Source organism: Rhodoferax ferrireducens, from assembly GCF_049302455.1.
Classification (GTDB): domain Bacteria; phylum Pseudomonadota; class Gammaproteobacteria; order Burkholderiales; family Burkholderiaceae_C; genus Rhodoferax; species Rhodoferax ferrireducens_B.
Map to the genome: position 1 here is coordinate 1 of NZ_JBAQMD010000116.1, position 15,963 is coordinate 15,963.

At 60.3% G+C, this 15,963-nt stretch carries 14 protein-coding genes; 13 read left to right on the forward strand and 1 reads right to left on the reverse strand.

The genetic code is table 11. From position 1 onward, the window contains the following. The 9 genes from WA157_RS19110 to WA157_RS19150 form a co-directional block, all read left to right on the forward strand. Nucleotides 1–253 (forward strand): Asd/ArgC dimerization domain-containing protein (locus WA157_RS19110; RefSeq protein ID WP_422622492.1); only part of this gene is annotated, 253 nt, incomplete at its 5' end. Nucleotides 254–629: 376 nt separating this feature from the next. Further along, nucleotides 630–3,068, forward strand: a complete 2,439-nt coding sequence (locus tag WA157_RS19115) for a FimV/HubP family polar landmark protein (protein WP_422622493.1) — start codon at nucleotides 630–632, stop codon at nucleotides 3,066–3,068. Between the two features lie 49 nt (nucleotides 3,069–3,117). Further along, nucleotides 3,118–3,900 carry a tRNA pseudouridine(38-40) synthase TruA gene (truA, locus tag WA157_RS19120; protein ID WP_422622494.1) on the forward strand — a complete coding sequence of 261 codons (783 nt, stop codon included), beginning with the start codon at nucleotides 3,118–3,120 and terminating at the stop codon, nucleotides 3,898–3,900. Next, nucleotides 3,897–4,631, forward strand: a complete 735-nt coding sequence (locus WA157_RS19125; protein ID WP_422622495.1) for a phosphoribosylanthranilate isomerase — start codon at nucleotides 3,897–3,899, stop codon at nucleotides 4,629–4,631. Before truA ends, WA157_RS19125 begins: the two co-directional genes overlap by 4 nt. Then, nucleotides 4,624–5,931 (forward strand): tryptophan synthase subunit beta, encoded by a 1,308-nt coding sequence (gene trpB, locus WA157_RS19130; protein WP_422622496.1) that lies wholly within the window; start codon nucleotides 4,624–4,626, stop codon nucleotides 5,929–5,931. Before WA157_RS19125 ends, trpB begins: the two co-directional genes overlap by 8 nt. Further along, nucleotides 5,928–6,749, forward strand: a complete 822-nt coding sequence (gene trpA, locus WA157_RS19135; protein ID WP_422622497.1) for a tryptophan synthase subunit alpha — start codon at nucleotides 5,928–5,930, stop codon at nucleotides 6,747–6,749. Before trpB ends, trpA begins: the two co-directional genes overlap by 4 nt. A 51-nt stretch (nucleotides 6,750–6,800) precedes the next feature. Continuing rightward, on the forward strand, nucleotides 6,801–7,673 hold the full coding sequence (accD, locus tag WA157_RS19140) for an acetyl-CoA carboxylase, carboxyltransferase subunit beta (RefSeq protein WP_422622498.1): 873 nt from the start codon (nucleotides 6,801–6,803) through the stop codon (nucleotides 7,671–7,673). 97 nt (nucleotides 7,674–7,770) lie between these two features. Continuing rightward, a complete protein-coding gene (locus WA157_RS19145) occupies nucleotides 7,771–8,805 on the forward strand; it encodes a glycosyltransferase family 2 protein (RefSeq protein WP_422622499.1) in 1,035 nt (344 codons plus the stop codon). Continuing rightward, the gene (locus tag WA157_RS19150; protein ID WP_422622500.1) at nucleotides 8,789–10,243 is read left to right on the forward strand and encodes an ArnT family glycosyltransferase; all 1,455 of its coding nucleotides are present in this window, start codon (nucleotides 8,789–8,791) and stop codon (nucleotides 10,241–10,243) included. Before WA157_RS19145 ends, WA157_RS19150 begins: the two co-directional genes overlap by 17 nt. Nucleotides 10,244–10,391: 148 nt before the next feature. On the opposite strand, the gene WA157_RS19155 is transcribed toward WA157_RS19150, so the two are convergent. Next, on the reverse strand, nucleotides 10,392–10,958 hold the full coding sequence (locus WA157_RS19155) for a YggT family protein (RefSeq protein ID WP_422622501.1): 567 nt from the start codon (nucleotides 10,956–10,958) through the stop codon (nucleotides 10,392–10,394). A gap of 125 nt (nucleotides 10,959–11,083) precedes the next feature. Here WA157_RS19155 and lysS point away from each other — a divergent pair, with 125 nt between their 5' ends. The 4 genes from lysS to WA157_RS19175 all read left to right on the forward strand — a co-directional run bounded on the left by lysS (nucleotide 11,084) and on the right by WA157_RS19175 (nucleotide 15,949). After that, on the forward strand, nucleotides 11,084–12,646 hold the full coding sequence (lysS, locus tag WA157_RS19160) for a lysine--tRNA ligase (protein WP_422622502.1): 1,563 nt from the start codon (nucleotides 11,084–11,086) through the stop codon (nucleotides 12,644–12,646). Nucleotides 12,647–12,689: 43 nt separating this feature from the next. Beyond that, nucleotides 12,690–13,259, forward strand: coding sequence for a YgjP-like metallopeptidase domain-containing protein (locus WA157_RS19165; protein WP_422622503.1), 570 nt, complete (start codon nucleotides 12,690–12,692; stop codon nucleotides 13,257–13,259). Nucleotides 13,260–13,286: 27 nt separating this feature from the next. Further along, complete coding sequence (locus WA157_RS19170; RefSeq protein WP_422622504.1) at nucleotides 13,287–14,816, forward strand: AAA family ATPase; 1,530 nt, start codon at nucleotides 13,287–13,289, stop codon at nucleotides 14,814–14,816. A 107-nt stretch (nucleotides 14,817–14,923) separates the two neighbouring features. Continuing rightward, nucleotides 14,924–15,949, forward strand: coding sequence for a sulfate ABC transporter substrate-binding protein (locus WA157_RS19175; RefSeq protein WP_422622505.1), 1,026 nt, complete (start codon nucleotides 14,924–14,926; stop codon nucleotides 15,947–15,949). Nucleotides 15,950–15,963 lie beyond the last annotated feature (14 nt).

Here is a 15,963-nt window from a genome sequence, read left to right on the forward strand (position 1 = left end):
GCCCAGCGCCGATATTGAAGCCTTGATTGCGGCCGATAACGCCTGGGTCAAGGTCGTGCCCAACACGCGCGAGGCAAGTGTGCAACACCTGACACCGGTGGCCGTCACCGGCACGCTGGGCATTCCGGTGGGGCGCATCCGCAAACTCGCCATGGGTCCGCAATATGTGGGAGCGTTCACCATTGGTGACCAGTTGCTATGGGGCGCCGCAGAGCCCCTGCGCCGCATGCTGCGTATTTTGCTGGCCGCCTAAGCACTGATTGAATGCCGTCCAAGGGTTTGCCCTAGCGGCACAAAAAGCAGGTCGTTGTCGCTCGACAACATAGAATCAACATGTGTTTGCTTTGCCTGCCAATGATTCAAAGTTAAGAGCTAGCTTGGCTTGTCAGGTCAGGGCATTGATGCTATGGTGCTTTTCACGTTTTCAGTACCACTGCATTTGTTCACATCATGACGACAAATTTCCCAGCCGCCCGAACACCGGAGTCCACAAATTGATTTCTAAGTCTCATCGTTGGCAAAAAACTGCCATGGCAATTGCGGCTACTGCGCTTTTCAGCCTCTGGGGATCGAATGCGACGGCACTTTCACTGGGTCGAATCTCCGTCCAATCAGCGCTTGGTGAGCCTTTGCGTGCGGAAATTGAAGTTCCGGAAATCAATGCAGAAGAGGCAGCATCGCTCAAGCCATCTATTGCATTGCCGGAGTCCTTTCGGGCGGCCGGACTGGAGTACAACCCTGCCATGGCGGCCATGCAGGTCACGCTTCAAAGACGTGCTGACGGGCGTGCCTACCTTCGTTTGAGCAGCGACCGTGCCATCAACGATCCGTTCGTTGACATGATTCTTGTAGCCAACTGGGCGACCGGTCGCATCGTGCGTGACTACACCCTCTTGTTTGATCCCCCCAGTCTGCGCAAAGCGCCAGCCACTGCACCAACCCCAGCTCAAGTCCCGGCGCAAATTCCAGCCCCGTCGTCGGCCAGCCGGACCACTTCAGCTGCGCCTGCATCTTCGAGACCGATCGCGGGGCCTGCTGTTGAGCCTGGTCAAAGCCCAGTCAAGCCGATCGCACGCCCTGCTGTCGTCAAAACCCAGGACACCGAAGCCCGCTCAGTAACCGTCAATCCCGGCGACACGGCCGGCAAAATAGCGACGGCGACAAAACCAGCTAACGTCTCCCTGGACCAGATGCTGGTGGCCTTGCTGCGCGCCAACCCGGCTGCCTTCATCGGCGACAACGTCAACCGAGTCAAGGCTGGGTCAGTCGTGAACATCCCCACCGCGGCGCAAGCAGAAGCCACGCCGGCCGCAGACGCTCGCCAGATCATCATTGCCCAAAGCAAGGACTTCAACGACTTCCGCAGAAAGCTGGCAGGCGCTGCGCCCAGCGCCCAGGTCGCAAGTGCAGACCGCACAGCGAGCGGCACGGTGCAAGCCCAAGTTGAGGACAAAAAACCCCTCACCGCAGTACCTGATAAATTGACGTTGTCAAAAGGGGCTGTTCAGGGAACGTCAGCTGAAGCTCAGCTGGCCAAAGAGCGCAATGTCAAGGAGGCTGCCGACCGGGCGACTGAAATCGCCAAGAACATCAGTGATCTGGGTAAGTTGGGGGCCGCTTCGAGCGTCGTGGCACCCGCTCTGTCGGCATCCGCTGCGCCAGACGCTGCGTCAAACGCCGCCGGTATCGCATCGGTACAAGCGGTGCCCGCAGCAGCCTCCGCCCCAACGCCGGCCGCTTCGGTAACCCAAAAAGCGCCTGCGATCACTCCCGCTTCTGTGCCCGAACCGGGCCCGCTTGATGATCTGAGCGATAGTCCCTTGGCCCTGTCCGGCGCCCTCGGCTTGATCGCCCTGTTAGTCGCCTTTGGGCTCTACCGCAGAAGGCAGCACAAGAAAGTCGCCTCGGGCGACAGTTCATTTCTGGACAGTCGTTTACAGCCCGACTCATTTTTTGGTGCCAGTGGTGGTGAAAATGTCGACACCAGCGACAATGCGGCCACTGGCTCGTCCATGGTCTACTCGCCCAGCCAGCTTGATGCGGTGGACGATGTTGACCCCGTCGCTGAAGCCGATGTCTACCTCGCCTACGGGCGTGATTTGCAGGCAGAGGAAATCCTGAAGGACGCCTTGGTCAGCAACCCCGGACGTCTCGCGATCCATCAGAAGTTGCTTGAAATTTTCGCCAAGCGGCGTGACTCCAACAACTTTGAAAAGATGGCCACCCAGACCTTCCAGATAACCAAGGGCGAGGGATCGGACTGGGAGCGCGTTTGCCAACTGGGTCTGAGCATTGACCCGAGCAATGCGCTGTACCAACCCGGTGGCCAACCCAATAATCTGGATGGCACGCCATCTCGTCCGATGCCCCTCGACCAGACCGGCGATCTTGCCAGCGACACGGATGCACTGGCAGCACCAGTCATTACTCCCCAGGTTGGCGGTGCGGGAGACCTCGATCTGGACCTCGACTTTTCGCTTGACGAAGAACCCGTCAGTGCCATCAGCGAGACCAAAGCAAGCTACCCCGAACCCACCATCAGCCTGCAGGCGGCCGACGCCCCCCCTGCACTTGATCTGGACTTTGACCTAGCCGAAGCCACGGCACCTTTTGCGACCGCCGAGACGGCTGCAAAAGCCGACGCAGCCGATGGCCCCGATGCCATCGAATTCTCGCTGCCCGATCTGGATACTGCAGACAATGACCAGAGCCAACCGGCTGCGAACAGCGACGATTTCAAACTGCAGGCCGCCAATAGTTTTGGGCTTACCGGCCCGGTGCCCTTGCCCGATTCGGCGCCGCTAGCGCCTCCCGCTCCTGATTTAGGCATGCTGGAATTTGACCTTGGCTCACTGTCCCTTGATCTGGGGGACGAACCGCCAACTGAAGCCAGCGCAACGCCTAGCGCACACGGGTATGAAGACCCGCTGGTCACCAAGCTGGCCCTGGCAGAAGAATTCCGCGCAATTGGTGACGAGGACGGTGCGCGGGCGCTGATTGAAGAAGTGATCTCGGAAGCCTCGGGCGACATGAAGATCAAGGCGCAGCGCGCTCTGAGCAATCTCTGACCCGGCTTCGCTGTCAGGTATTCCCCGAGAACCGCGTTATGAACTCACTGTGAGGCTGGCACTCGGCGTCAGCTACAACGGGCAAGCCTACCAAGGCTGGCAAAGCCAGTTGTCGAGGCAAACCGTGCAGGATCAACTTGAAATGGCACTGAGCAAATTGGCATCGCACCGGGTTTCTACCCTGTGCGCAGGCCGAACAGACGCGGGGGTGCATGGTCTGATGCAGGTGATTCATTTTGATACCCCACTTGATCGCGCCCCCAATTCCTGGGTGCGGGGCACCAATGCTTTTTTGCCGCGCGACATTGCGGTCGAGTGGGCAAAACCCGTGCCCCCTGAATTTCATTGCCGCGCCAGCGCGCTGTCACGCCGCTATGCCTATATTTTGCTGGAATCACCGGTGCGCCCCAGCGTCGATGCGGGCCAGGTCGGTTGGACTTTCAAACCGCTGGAACAGGTAGCCATGCAGCAGGCGGCGAGCCACTTGCTGGGTGAGCACGACTTCAGTTCGTTTCGGGCCTCGGCCTGCCAGGCGCTGTCGCCAGTCAAAATGCTGCAGCGCCTCGACATCTCGCGCCATGGTGCCTGCTGGCGTTTTGAGTTTGAGGCTAACGCCTTTTTGCATCACATGATCCGCAACATCATGGGTTGCCTGATTGCCGTGGGCCAGGGCAAAAAACCTCCCGAGTGGCTCAAAGAGGTGCTGCTGGCGCGCAACCGCGATGTTGCGGCACCAACCTTCTCCCCGCATGGACTCTATTTTCTGGGTCCGCGCTATGCGCCACACTGGGGTTTGCCGGATCGCACCCCTTCCTTTGATCGATTGCCATGAGCCAGACGCCATTACCAAAAAACCACTTGGCACAGCGGACCCGGATCAAGATCTGCGGCCTGACACGCGAACAGGATGTGGACGCCGCCGTGGCCGCAGGCGCGGATGCCATCGGCTTTGTGCTTTATGCCAAAAGCCCGCGCTGTGTGTCACCCGTGCGGGCTGCCGAGCTGGCGCGCCGACTGCCCCCTTTTGTTACACCGGTGCTGTTGTTTGTCAACGAGAGTGCTACAAAAATAGCAGCGGCTTACGCAAGCGTAGCGGGGGCTACAGCCCAATTTCATGGTGATGAAACACCTGAACAGTGTTGGCTGGCGTCCCAGTCAGGGGCGCGCCCCTATTTGCGTGCGGCACGTATTCCACTGGGCGACGCCGCTGGTAGTTTCGATCTCGTAAAATTCGCTCTAGATTATTCTCAGGCCCAAGCCATTTTGCTCGATGCCCATGTGGAGGGCTACGGCGGTGGCGGTCAAACATTCAATTGGTCACTGCTGCCTCCAAACGTCAACGCTCACCTCGTCTTGAGTGGTGGGCTCAACGCTGCCAACGTGACCGCGGGCATCCTGCAGGCACGCCCGCGCTGTAAATCGCTGGCGGTGGATGTGAGCTCGGGGGTGGAAGTGTCCGGCCCCGGCAACAAGGGTATCAAAGACCCCGAAAAGATCAACCAGTTTGTCGCCGCCGTTCGCGCCGCCGACCAACAACTTGCAGAGATGTCAAAACATGTTTGAGTATCAACAACCCGACCCGCGTGGCCACTTCGGCATTTACGGCGGCAGCTTTGTCTCCGAAACGCTGACGCATGCCATCAACGAGCTTAAGGCGGCTTACGCCCAGTACCAGTTTGACCCGGCCTTCGTCGCCGAATTCAACTACGAGCTGGCCCACTTCGTCGGCCGTCCTTCGCCGGTTTACCATGCCGATCGCATGAGCCGGGAACAGGGCGGCGCGCAGATTTTTCTCAAGCGCGAAGACCTGAACCACACCGGCGCCCACAAGATCAACAACACCATCGGCCAGGCCATGCTGGCCAAACGCATGGGCAAACCGCGCGTCATTGCCGAAACCGGCGCCGGCCAGCACGGCGTGGCCACGGCCACCATCTGCGCCCGCTACGGTCTGGAGTGCGTGGTGTACATGGGCAGTGAAGACGTCAAGCGGCAAAGCCCCAATGTGTACCGCATGAATCTGCTGGGCGCCACGGTGGTGCCGGTCGAGAGCGGCAGCCGAACCCTCAAAGATGCCTTGAACGAGGCCATGCGCGACTGGGTTGCCAACGTGGACAATACTTTTTACATCATCGGCACGGTCGCCGGGCCGCACCCCTACCCGATGATGGTGCGCGATTTTCAGAGCGTCATCGGCAAGGAATGCGTGGTGCAAATGCCCGAAATGCTGCAAGCCGCAGGGTGCCATACAACGCAACCCGATGCGGTGGTGGCTTGCGTCGGCGGTGGCTCCAACGCCATGGGCATTTTTCACCCCTATATTGCGCATGAAGCCACACGTCTAATCGGCGTCGAAGCGGCAGGCCTTGGCATGGACAGTGGCAAACACTCGGCGTCTCTGCAACGTGGCAGTCCGGGCGTGCTGCACGGCAACCGCACCTACGTGCTACAGGACGACAACGGGCAGGTGACCGAAACCCACAGCATCAGCGCCGGGCTGGACTACCCTGGCGTCGGCCCGGAACACGCCTTCCTCAAGGACATCGGCCGGGCCGAGTATGTGGGTATCACCGACCAGGAGGCACTGGCCGCCTTTCATTACCTGTGCCGCACCGAAGGCATCATTCCGGCGCTCGAATCGAGCCACGCCGTGGCTTATGCCATGAAGCTGGCGAAGACCATGCGCCCAGACCAGTCGATCCTGGTCAATCTGTCGGGCCGCGGTGACAAGGACATCGGCACCGTGGCCGACCTCAGCCACGCCGACTTTTATTGCCGCCCGAGTTGCAAAGGCCAGTCGGTCAAAGGCGCAGACAACGCGCAGCCCAGCGCCAACCAACAAGTTGTGAAGGTCGCCCAATGAGCCGTATCGCCAACACTTTTGCAGCGTTGAAAGCCCACGGCCGCAAGGCGCTGATTCCCTATGTCACCGCCGGTTTTCCGTTCGCCGACATCACGCCCGAGTTGATGCATGCCATGGTAGCCGGCGGCGCCGATGTGATTGAACTGGGCGTGCCCTTTTCCGACCCCAGTGCCGATGGCCCGGTGATTCAAAAGGCCGGCGACAAAGCACTGGCCGCAGGCATTGGCATGGTGCAGGTGCTGGACATGGTGCGTACCTTTCGCACCCAGGATGCGAGCACACCGGTGGTGCTGATGGGCTACGCTAACCCGGTGGAGCGCTACAACCAGAAGCATGACCGAGGGGACGGCAAGAGCGCTTTTGTGCTTGATGCTGCGGCGGCCGGTGTGGACGGCGTTCTGATTGTCGATTACCCGCCCGAAGAATGCGAAGGCTTTGCCGCCGAGCTCAAAAGTGCGGGGCTGGACCTGATCTTTTTGCTCGCCCCCACCAGTACCGACGAGCGCATGCAGCAGGTCGCGCGGGTGGCGAGCGGCTATGTGTACTACGTCTCGCTCAAGGGCGTCACCGGGTCCGGTGCGCTCGACACCGGTGCCGTCGAGGCGATGTTGCCGCGCATCCGGGCGCATGTGCAGGTGCCGGTCGGTGTCGGCTTTGGCATTCGCGATGCCGCCGCTGCCCGCACCATCGGGCAGGTCGCCGATGCGGTGGTCATCGGGAGCAAAATCATCCAGTTGATTGATGAACAGCCGCGGGACCAGGTGGGCCCGGTAGCGCAAAAATTCTTACGTGAAATCCGCACCGCGCTCGATTCATAATCCTGTGCAAACGATTTGACTTCTCTCACCTCTGACTAGCGGAGAACCGCCATGAGCTGGCTCGAAAAACTACTTCCCCCAAAAATTCAGCAAACCAACCCGGCCGACCGGCGCAGCGTGCCCTCGGGCCTGTGGATCAAGTGCCCGAGTTGCGACAGCGTGCTGTACAAAACCGATCTGGAGCAAAACCAGAACGTCTGCCCCAGCTGCAGCCACCACCACCGGATCGGCGCGCGCACCCGGCTCAATGTCTTTCTGGACAATGAGGGTCGCTATGAAATCGGGCAGGAGGTGCTGCCGGTCGATGCCCTCAAGTTCAAGGACAGCCGCAAGTACCCGGAGCGGCTGAAAGAAGCGCTGGAAAACACCGGCGAGACCGATGCGCTGGTTGTGATCGGCGGCGCGGTGCTGGGCATCGGCGTGGTGGCGGCCTGCTTTGAATTTGAATTCATGGGCGGCAGCATGGGCTCCGTGGTGGGCGAGCGTTTTGTGCGCGGCGTGCATACCGCAATCGAGCAAAAAGTGCCGTTCATCTGTTTCGCATCGACCGGCGGCGCACGCATGCAGGAAGGGCTGCTGAGCCTGATGCAAATGGCCAAAACCAATGCTTCACTGACGCGACTGGCCAAAAAAGGCCTGCCCTTCATCAGCGTGCTGACCGATCCAACCATGGGCGGTGTCAGCGCCGGCTTTGCCTTTTTGGGCGACGTGGTGATTGCCGAGCCGAAGGCGCTGATCGGTTTTGCCGGCCCGCGGGTGATTGAATCCACCATGCGCGTGACCCTGCCCGAAGGCTTTCAACGCGCCGAATTCCTGCAGACCAAAGGCGCGATCGACCTCATCTGTGATCGCCGCGAACTGCGCAAGACCATCGCCAATACCCTGGCCATGTTGACGCGCCAATCAGCGGATGCGGTGAGTTAAAAAATCTAGGGCTGCATGAGGAAAAGACAGTCACAGTCCGCCCTTTGGGGCCTACCGCCGCGCCAGGCCCGAACTTGCCGGATCGCAGGATTTGCACATGCACACTAAACCTTCAGCCAGACACTTTGAACCCCACCAACACGATCGGGTTGAACTGTCGGTCGTGGTGCCGCTTTACAACGAGCGCGAAGTCCTGCCTCTCTTGATTGAGCGCCTCGCCCAGGTGCTGACCCCGCTGGCGATCAGCTACGAATTGGTGCTGGTGGATGACGGCAGCCGCGATGGTAGCGGTGATATTTTGGTGGCGCTGGCCGCGCATGACCCCCACATCAAGGCGGTGCGGCTGAGCCGTAATTTTGGCAAAGAAGCGGCCTTGAGTGCAGGCATGGACCTGTCCAGCGGTGATGCCGTGGTGATTCTGGATGCCGATTTGCAGGACCCTCCCGAACTCATTGGCGTCATGCTGGAGGCGTTTCAAGCGGGTTCAGACATCGTCTGCATGAAGCGCAGTACCCGGGCTGGTGAGTCTTGGGGCAAACGCTTGAGCGCACATCTTTTTTACCGGATCCTCAACCGCATCAGCCATTTCGCGATTCCTGAGGACACTGGAGATTTTCGACTGATGAGTCGGCGCGCCGTCAACGCGCTGAACAACCTGCCCGAGCGCAATCGCTACATGAAAGGCCTGTTTGCGTGGGTCGGGTTTCCGACCCATGTCATCGAATACGACCGCGAAGTGCGCGCCGCCGGCAGCACCAAATGGAATTTTTTCGGGCTGATGGGTTTGGCTTTTGAAGGCATTACCTCTTTTTCAGTGGCCCCGTTGCGCTTGGCCATCAGCTTTGGGATGCTGGCAGCGTTGACGGGCGCGGCCTTTGGTTTGAAAATTGTGTTGGATGCTTTGTGGCATGGCAACGCGGTGAGCGGCTATCCATCCCTGATTGCCGTCATCACTTTTTTGGGTGGTGTGCAACTGCTGTCCATTGGCGTGGTTGGTGAATACGTGGGCAAAACTTATTTGGAAGCCAAACAGCGCCCACTGTATGTGTTGCGCGACGTGGTGCAAAGCCCGCGTGCGCTGAATCCAACCGACGCTGCACAAGAAGCAGCAGCCCGTGAACAAACGCATTAATCTGTGGTGGCTGCTTGGCATTTTGCTCGGCCTGCGTCTGGTGGGCATGGCGATCATGCCCATGACCGGCACATCCGAGCCCCGCTATGCAGAAATGGCCCGACTCATGGCGGTAACAGGCGACTGGATCACTCCCTGGTTTACCCCTGAGCAACCTTTTTGGGGCAAACCCCCGTTCTCTTTCTGGACCGAAGCCCTGGCCTTCAAACTGTTGGGGATTACAGAATTTGCCGTGCGGCTGCCATCTTGGCTGGCAACGCTGGGCAGCATGGGCTTGGTCTTTGTCTATGCCCGCGCCTACTTTGGTGAACGCGTGGCCACGTGGTCGCTGTTGATTTACGCGTCTTGCGCACTGGTGTTCATTGCCTCGGGCGCAGTGCTGACCGATCCCTTTCTGGCCTTGGCGACCACCTGGGCCATGGTGGCTTGGGCGATGGCAGCCAAGTCGCCCAACTGGCCGTGGCGCTACGGTTTTTTTGTCGCACTGGCGCTGGGCCTGTTGGCCAAAGGGCCGCTGATTGGTGTGCTCGTCGCTGGGCCGCTGCTGCCTTCGCTGGTGTTTTACCCCAGCCTGCGTTGCAGCGTCAAAAAAATGCCGTGGGTCACGGGTTTGGCATTGACACTGCTACTGAGCGCACCCTGGTATGCGCTGGCGGAGCTTAAAACTCCCGGTTTTTTGAACTACTTTTTAGTCGGTGAACATTTTTTGCGCTTCATTGAACCGGGTTGGGCTGGCGATTTGTATGGCGTGGCACACAAGCGCGTCAAAGGCGCCATCTGGATTGATGTATTGACTGCCTCTTTTCCGTGGGGCCTGCTGGCACTGGCCATGCTGCTGCGCCAACTGATCAAACCCGCACAACGTGCCGCGCTGTGGAAAAAGCGGCTTGACCCCGACCTGGCCTATCTGCTGGCCTGGGCGTTGTTCACCCCCGTATTTTTTTCTCTCTCAGGAAACATATTGTGGACTTACGTGCTGCCTGCACTGGCAGCCTTTAGCGTGCTGATGGCGCTGGCCCTGCAACAACCCCTTGCAAACACACGCTGGGCGCTCGCCATGCCGGTGACACTGACCCTGCTGATTCCCCTGAGCGTGACCCTGTACATGGTTGTGGGTGCGCTGCAGCCGCAGCGCCTGAAAACCGAAAAATACCTGGTGGCCCACGCCCTGACCCAAATGAATCCTGACGACAAGCTGGTCTACCTTGATAAGGTCCCCTTTTCAGCCACTTTTTACGCCCATGGCCAAGTCAGTGCCATCAGCCTGAATGCCTTAGCCCAGGTGCCAAACTCAGCCGCAGCGCTGTACGTGGGTCTGCCAAAGAAAGATTTGCAGCGGGTTGCAGCCGCTTTGAACACCCCTTTGCAACCTTGCTTTGAAAGCCGGGAACATGTGTTGGTGGTCATCCCACCCAAGCTCCCGCTACTGCCCCAGTAACCACAACGGCAGCGCCCAAGCACAGTCGTTACAAAAAGCTCGGGCCACCATGCTACGCAATTCGGGCTTGCCAAGCACATGACACGCTGCACGCCCAGATCGTGCGAGCGCACCATGCAAGCACAAAGTGCTGCCAAATGGATTGCGTTCAAAAAGCCATCAGTGCGGCGGCCTGCAGGTTTCCCAGCACGATCGAGGCGATCTGCAGCAACAACAGCAGCACCAGTGGCGACAAGTCGATGCCGCCGACCAGGGGCAGCACACGGCGGATCGGCATCAACGGGGGGGCGCACAGCCGCCCAATCACATCCGATATCACCGACTGGGTCGGCACCCAGGACAAGACGGCATACACGATGACCAGGCCGGTCAGGCCCGAGATCGCCAGCCGCACCAGACCAAACGCGGCCAGAATCGGCACCGCAAACAAGCCACCACTGGCCCCCGCGAGCAGCCACAACAACAAGAATTGCACCAGCTCCAGCCCATAGGCCGCCACCAGGCTGGCCAGGTCCCAGCGCCCCGCTGCCGGCACCACACGCCGCAAAGGCAGCACCAGCCAATCGGTCAAGGCAAAGACAAAACGCCCCAGCGGATTGCCTGAGCGGCTTGACATGGGAATGCGCTGGTACTGCATGTAAAGCCGCAGCAAACAGGCCCCGGCCAGCACGCCGGTGGCCACTTCAAGCAACAGGGAAAAAATTTGGTACAACATAAGAACTGAGTTTATAGACTGCCCGAATCATAGCGAGCGGGCGGAGCAACTTAAAATCCTCTATTTTGGCAAGAACACCCGTTACGGTTCTTGCCTTGTCGCCCCACTATTTCTACTGCGCCCTCATGTCAGACCACCCAAGCACCCCAGCCCCCGTCGACGAAAACCAACTGATCCTGGAGCGACGTGACAAGCTCAAAGCCTTGCGCCAACTGCAGGCCGAGGGCAAGGGCGTCGCCTTCCCCAACGATTTCAAGCCGAGCGACCATGCAGCTGACCTGTTTGCCGCCCACGTCGGCCAGACACCGGAAGGCCTGATCGAGCAAGGCGCAACGGCCAAAGTCGCTGGACGCATGATGCTCAAGCGCGTTATGGGCAAGGCCAGTTTTGCCACCCTGCAAGACAGCACGGGGCGCATCCAGCTCTATATCAAGGGGGAGGATGTGGGGGCCGAGGTGTACGCCAGCTTCAAGCACTGGGATTTGGGCGACATCGTGGCCGCAGAGGGCAAGGTTTTCAAGACCAAAACCGGTGAGCTCTCGATTCACGCCAGCAGCTTGCGCCTGCTGACCAAGAGCCTGCGTCCGATGCCCGACAAGTTTCACGGCATGAACGACCAGGAAACGAAATACCGCCAGCGCTATGTCGATTTGATGATGGATGAGACCGCTCGCGCGCGCTTCACGGCCCGCAGCAAAGCGGTCAGCGGCATCCGCGAGTTCATGGTGGCGCACGATTTTCTGGAGGTGGAGACGCCAATGCTGCACCCCATTCCCGGGGGCGCCAACGCCAAGCCTTTCACCACGCACCACAATGCGCTGGACCAGCAAATGTTCCTGCGTATTGCGCCCGAGCTCTACCTCAAGCGCCTGATCGTGGGCGGTTTCGAGCGTGTGTTCGAGATCAACCGCAGCTTTCGCAATGAAGGCATCTCGGTGCGCCACAACCCCGAGTTCACCATGATGGAGTTCTACGCCGCCTACTGGGACTACCAGGACCTGATGACTTTCACCGAAAAGCTGATTCGTGATGCGGCGCAAAAGGCCGTCGGCACCCTGGAGCTGAGCTATGGCGGCCGGGCGGTCGATTTGACTCAGCCGTTTGAACGCCTGACGATTCACGAGGCCATTTGCAAGTTCACCGAAGCCGGTCAAGAGCTCGAAGGCGCGAACCTCGACGGCTGCCTGAAGGTGGACAACGCCGCCTGGCTCATCAATGCACTGCGCAAGTTGGGCCTGACCGAGGGCAAGAACAATCTCTCCACCCGCTCACTGGCCAGCCTGCAGGTGCTGTACTTTGAAGAAACCGTGGAAGAACAACTGTGGCAGCCGACCTTCATCTGCGAGCACCCGGTCGAAATCTCGCCCCTGGCCCGCGCCAGCGACCACAAGCCTGGCGTGACCGAGCGTTTTGAGCTCTACATCACCGGCCGCGAGTTCGGCAACGGATTCAGTGAGCTCAACGACGCCGAAGAGCAAGCCGCCCGCTTTCACGCCCAGGTGGCGGCCAAGGACGACGGCGACGACGAGGCCATGTACTACGACCACGATTTCATTCGCGCGCTGGAATACGGCATGCCGCCCACCGGCGGCTGTGGCGTGGGCCTGGACCGGCTGATGATGCTGCTGACCGACAGCAGCAGCATCCGCGACGTGATCCTGTTCCCGGCGCTGCGCCACGAAGTTTAAGAAAAATCGGCCTCTAGCCCCCGCGAATACTGCATAAGTAGCTATGAATTCAATAGCATCCCATGCGCCCGCCCAGCGCCTGAAGTTTCTGCAGGGCTACCCGGCCGACACGCTGGCGCAGGTGGCCCAACTCATCGCTGACCAGCGGCTGGGCCAGTGGCTGCAGAACAAGTACCCCGATGCCCACGGCGTGCGCACCGACAAGGCGCTGTTTGAGTACGTGCAGGCGCTCAAGGCAAGCTACCTGCGCGGTGCCGAACCTTTGGCCAAGGTCGCGTTCGACAGCAAATTGCAAATCGTGCAGCACGCGCTGGGCACCCACACCACGGTATCGCGCGTGCAGGGCAACAAACTCAAAGCCAAACGCGAAATCCGCATCGCGGCCCTGTTCAAGGACGCACCGCCCGAGTTCCTGACCATGATCAGCGTGCATGAGCTGGCCCACCTCAAGGAGCGCGCCCATGACAAGGCCTTTTACCAACTGTGCTGCCACATGGAGCCGCGCTACCACCAGCTGGAGTTTGAGTTGCGGGTCTATCTGACCCATCTGGACGCCTCGGGGCCGCGTTTGTGGGGGCTGCAAGCTCAGCCCTGCCCCGCGTCATCGGCCTGATCCTCGGCCTCTAGCATCATCGCGCTGATGGACGACAACTTACCCCCCCTCATTGCAGCCCTGCTGGAGCCCAAGCGATATCCAGGTGCGGTGCAGCGGGTTGACTTGGTCCAGACCCATATCTCGTGGGTGCTGCTGGCGGGGGACTTTGCCTACAAGATCAAAAAGCCGGTCAAACTGTCTTTTCTGGACTTCAGCACGCTGGCGCAACGCGAGCGCTACTGTCAGAACGAGTTGCGCCTGAACCGCCGCTTTGCGCCGGACCTCTACCTGGAAGTGCTGGCCATTGGCAACACGCCCCAAGACCCGCAGTGGGGAGGCGCGGGCACGCCGATCGAATACGCCGTCAAGATGCGCCGCTTCGATGAAGCCGGGCGGCTCGACCGGGTCTGTGCCCGCGGTGAACTGCAAGCCTCGCATTTGTCCGATCTGGCCGACACCCTGACCCTTTTTCACCAGGCAGCAAAGGTCGCACCGGTCGAGTCAAGCTTTGGCTCACCGGCACAAATCATCGCGCCGATGCGGGACAATTTCGACGCCCTGACGGACGGCTTGCCCCAGGAGGGCCTGCCAAGCCGGATTGCAGCCTTGCGGGCCTGGACCGAAGCGCAATTTGCGCAACTCACCCCCCTGATGCAAGCGCGCAAGCAAGCCGGGTGGGTGCGTGAATGCCACGGCGATCTGCATCTGGCCAACCTGGTCCTGATCAAGCAGCGGGTACGGATGTTTGACGGCATTGAGTTCAGCGACAGTCTGCGCTGGATTGACGTGGCCAGTGAAGTCGCTTTCACCTATGTTGACCTGCTCGCGCACCAGCAGCCCGGGCTGGCCGACTGGTTTGTCGACGCATACTTGAGCCACACCGGCGACTATGAAGCCGCCCTGCTGCTGCGCTTCTATGCCGTGTACCGGGCCCTGGTGCGGGCCAAGGTGGCGGCCATTCGCACGCGTCAGACCCAGGACGACGGCAGCGCCGCGCTGGCCTATATCGCGCTGGCAGAGCGTCTGATGACGCCGCCCGTGGCCCGCCTGGTGATCACGCACGGACTCTCAGGTTGCGGCAAAACCGTGGCATCAGACAAATTGCTGCAGCACGACCCCCATGCCAGCACGCTGCGCCTGCGCTCGGATGTGGAGCGCAAGCGCCTGTTCGGACTGGCCGGCACCGAGCGCAGCGGCGCGCCGCTGAACGCCGGCATTTACGCCGCCGACGCCCACGGCCGCACCTATGGCCACCTGCGCGAGCAGGCCAGCCGCTTGCTGCGCGCGGGCTGGTCGGTGATTGTGGATGCAACCTTCCTGCGACGGGCCGACCGCGAGGCGTTTCGGGCGCTGGCGCGCGACTGCGGCGTGGCGTTCAGCATTCTGGCGCCGCGAGCTACGCCCGAGCAGTTACGCGAACGCATCCTGGCGCGCACGGCCCTGAGGCAGGATGCGTCCGAGGCGACACTGGACGTGCTGGCGCAGCAGATGCGCACCCTGGAGCCACTCGGGCCGGACGAGGTTTTGGAAATTGAACATCCTGGTACGCCCTGCCCTGGTGCCCGGCCCCTCTAAAGATGATTTGGTAATTAGAAACTGAAAAATCAGTAGTTCCAGTTTCAACGGTTGACCCCCAGAATTCACTCCATTGCACTTTGGCAATGAATCTTGAGGACTCAACCATGACACAGACGTCATCCATTTCCCGCCGCGTTTTCAACGCCGCTGCAGTCACCGTGCTGGCCGGTTCGGCCATCGGTGCCAGCGCCCAGCCCGCCCCGGTCACACTGCTCAACGTGTCTTACGACCCCACCCGAGAGCTCTATGTGGAGTTCAACGCTGCCTTTGCCAAACACTGGAAGGCCAAGACCGGTCAGGACGTAACCATCAAACAATCCCACGGCGGCTCGGGCAAACAGGCGCGTGCCGTGATCGACGGCCTGGAGGCCGACGTGGTCACTCTGGCGCTGGCGGGCGACATCGACGCTGTTCACAAAAACGGCGGCTGGATTCCGGCTGACTGGCAAAAACGTCTGCCGCACAACTCGTCTCCCTACACCTCCACCATCGTGCTGGTCACGCGCCAGGGCAATCCCAAAGGTATCAAGGATTGGGATGATCTGATCAAACCGGGCGTGAGTGTGATCACCCCCAACCCCAAAACCTCCGGCGGTGCGCGCTGGAATTACCTGGCTGCTTGGGAATTTGCCAAACGCAAGTACGGTGGTGATGCCCAGGCCAAGAACTTCATCGCCAAGCTGTATGCGAACGTCCCGGTGCTGGACTCCGGCGCACGCGGCTCGTCCATCACCTTTGCCCAGCGTGGCCAGGGCGACGTGTTCATCAGCTGGGAAAACGAGGCCCACCTGCTGGAAAAAGAATTTGGCGGCAAGGTGGACATCATTTACCCATCCTTGAGCATTCTGGCCGAGCCACCGGTCACCGTGGTGGACAAAAACGTGGACAAGAAAGGCACCCGCACCGTGGCCACCGCCTATCTGGAATACCTGTACACCGATGAAGGCCAGGACATTGCCGACAAGAACTTCTACCGCCCCATCTCCGAGAAGTTCCAGGCCAAGTATGTGAAACAGTTGCCCAAGATCAAGCTATTCACCATCGACGAAGCCTTTGGCGGCTGGACCAAAGCAGCCAAAGACCACTTTGCCGACGGCGCGACCTTCGACCAGATTTACACCAAAAAATAGGTAAACGTTGCCTG

Coding starts and splice junctions, on each gene's coding strand:
- WA157_RS19125 (WP_422622495.1), top strand. CDS start 3,897: ATGAGCCAGACGCCATTACCAAAAAACCACTTGGCACAGCGGACCCGG.
- trpB (WP_422622496.1), top strand. CDS start 4,624: ATGTTTGAGTATCAACAACCCGACCCGCGTGGCCACTTCGGCATTTAC.
- trpA (WP_422622497.1), top strand. CDS start 5,928: ATGAGCCGTATCGCCAACACTTTTGCAGCGTTGAAAGCCCACGGCCGC.
- accD (WP_422622498.1), top strand. CDS start 6,801: ATGAGCTGGCTCGAAAAACTACTTCCCCCAAAAATTCAGCAAACCAAC.
- WA157_RS19145 (WP_422622499.1), top strand. CDS start 7,771: ATGCACACTAAACCTTCAGCCAGACACTTTGAACCCCACCAACACGAT.
- WA157_RS19155 (WP_422622501.1), bottom strand. CDS start 10,958: ATGTTGTACCAAATTTTTTCCCTGTTGCTTGAAGTGGCCACCGGCGTG.
- lysS (WP_422622502.1), top strand. CDS start 11,084: ATGTCAGACCACCCAAGCACCCCAGCCCCCGTCGACGAAAACCAACTG.
- WA157_RS19165 (WP_422622503.1), top strand. CDS start 12,690: ATGAATTCAATAGCATCCCATGCGCCCGCCCAGCGCCTGAAGTTTCTG.
- WA157_RS19170 (WP_422622504.1), top strand. CDS start 13,287: ATGGACGACAACTTACCCCCCCTCATTGCAGCCCTGCTGGAGCCCAAG.
- WA157_RS19175 (WP_422622505.1), top strand. CDS start 14,924: ATGACACAGACGTCATCCATTTCCCGCCGCGTTTTCAACGCCGCTGCA.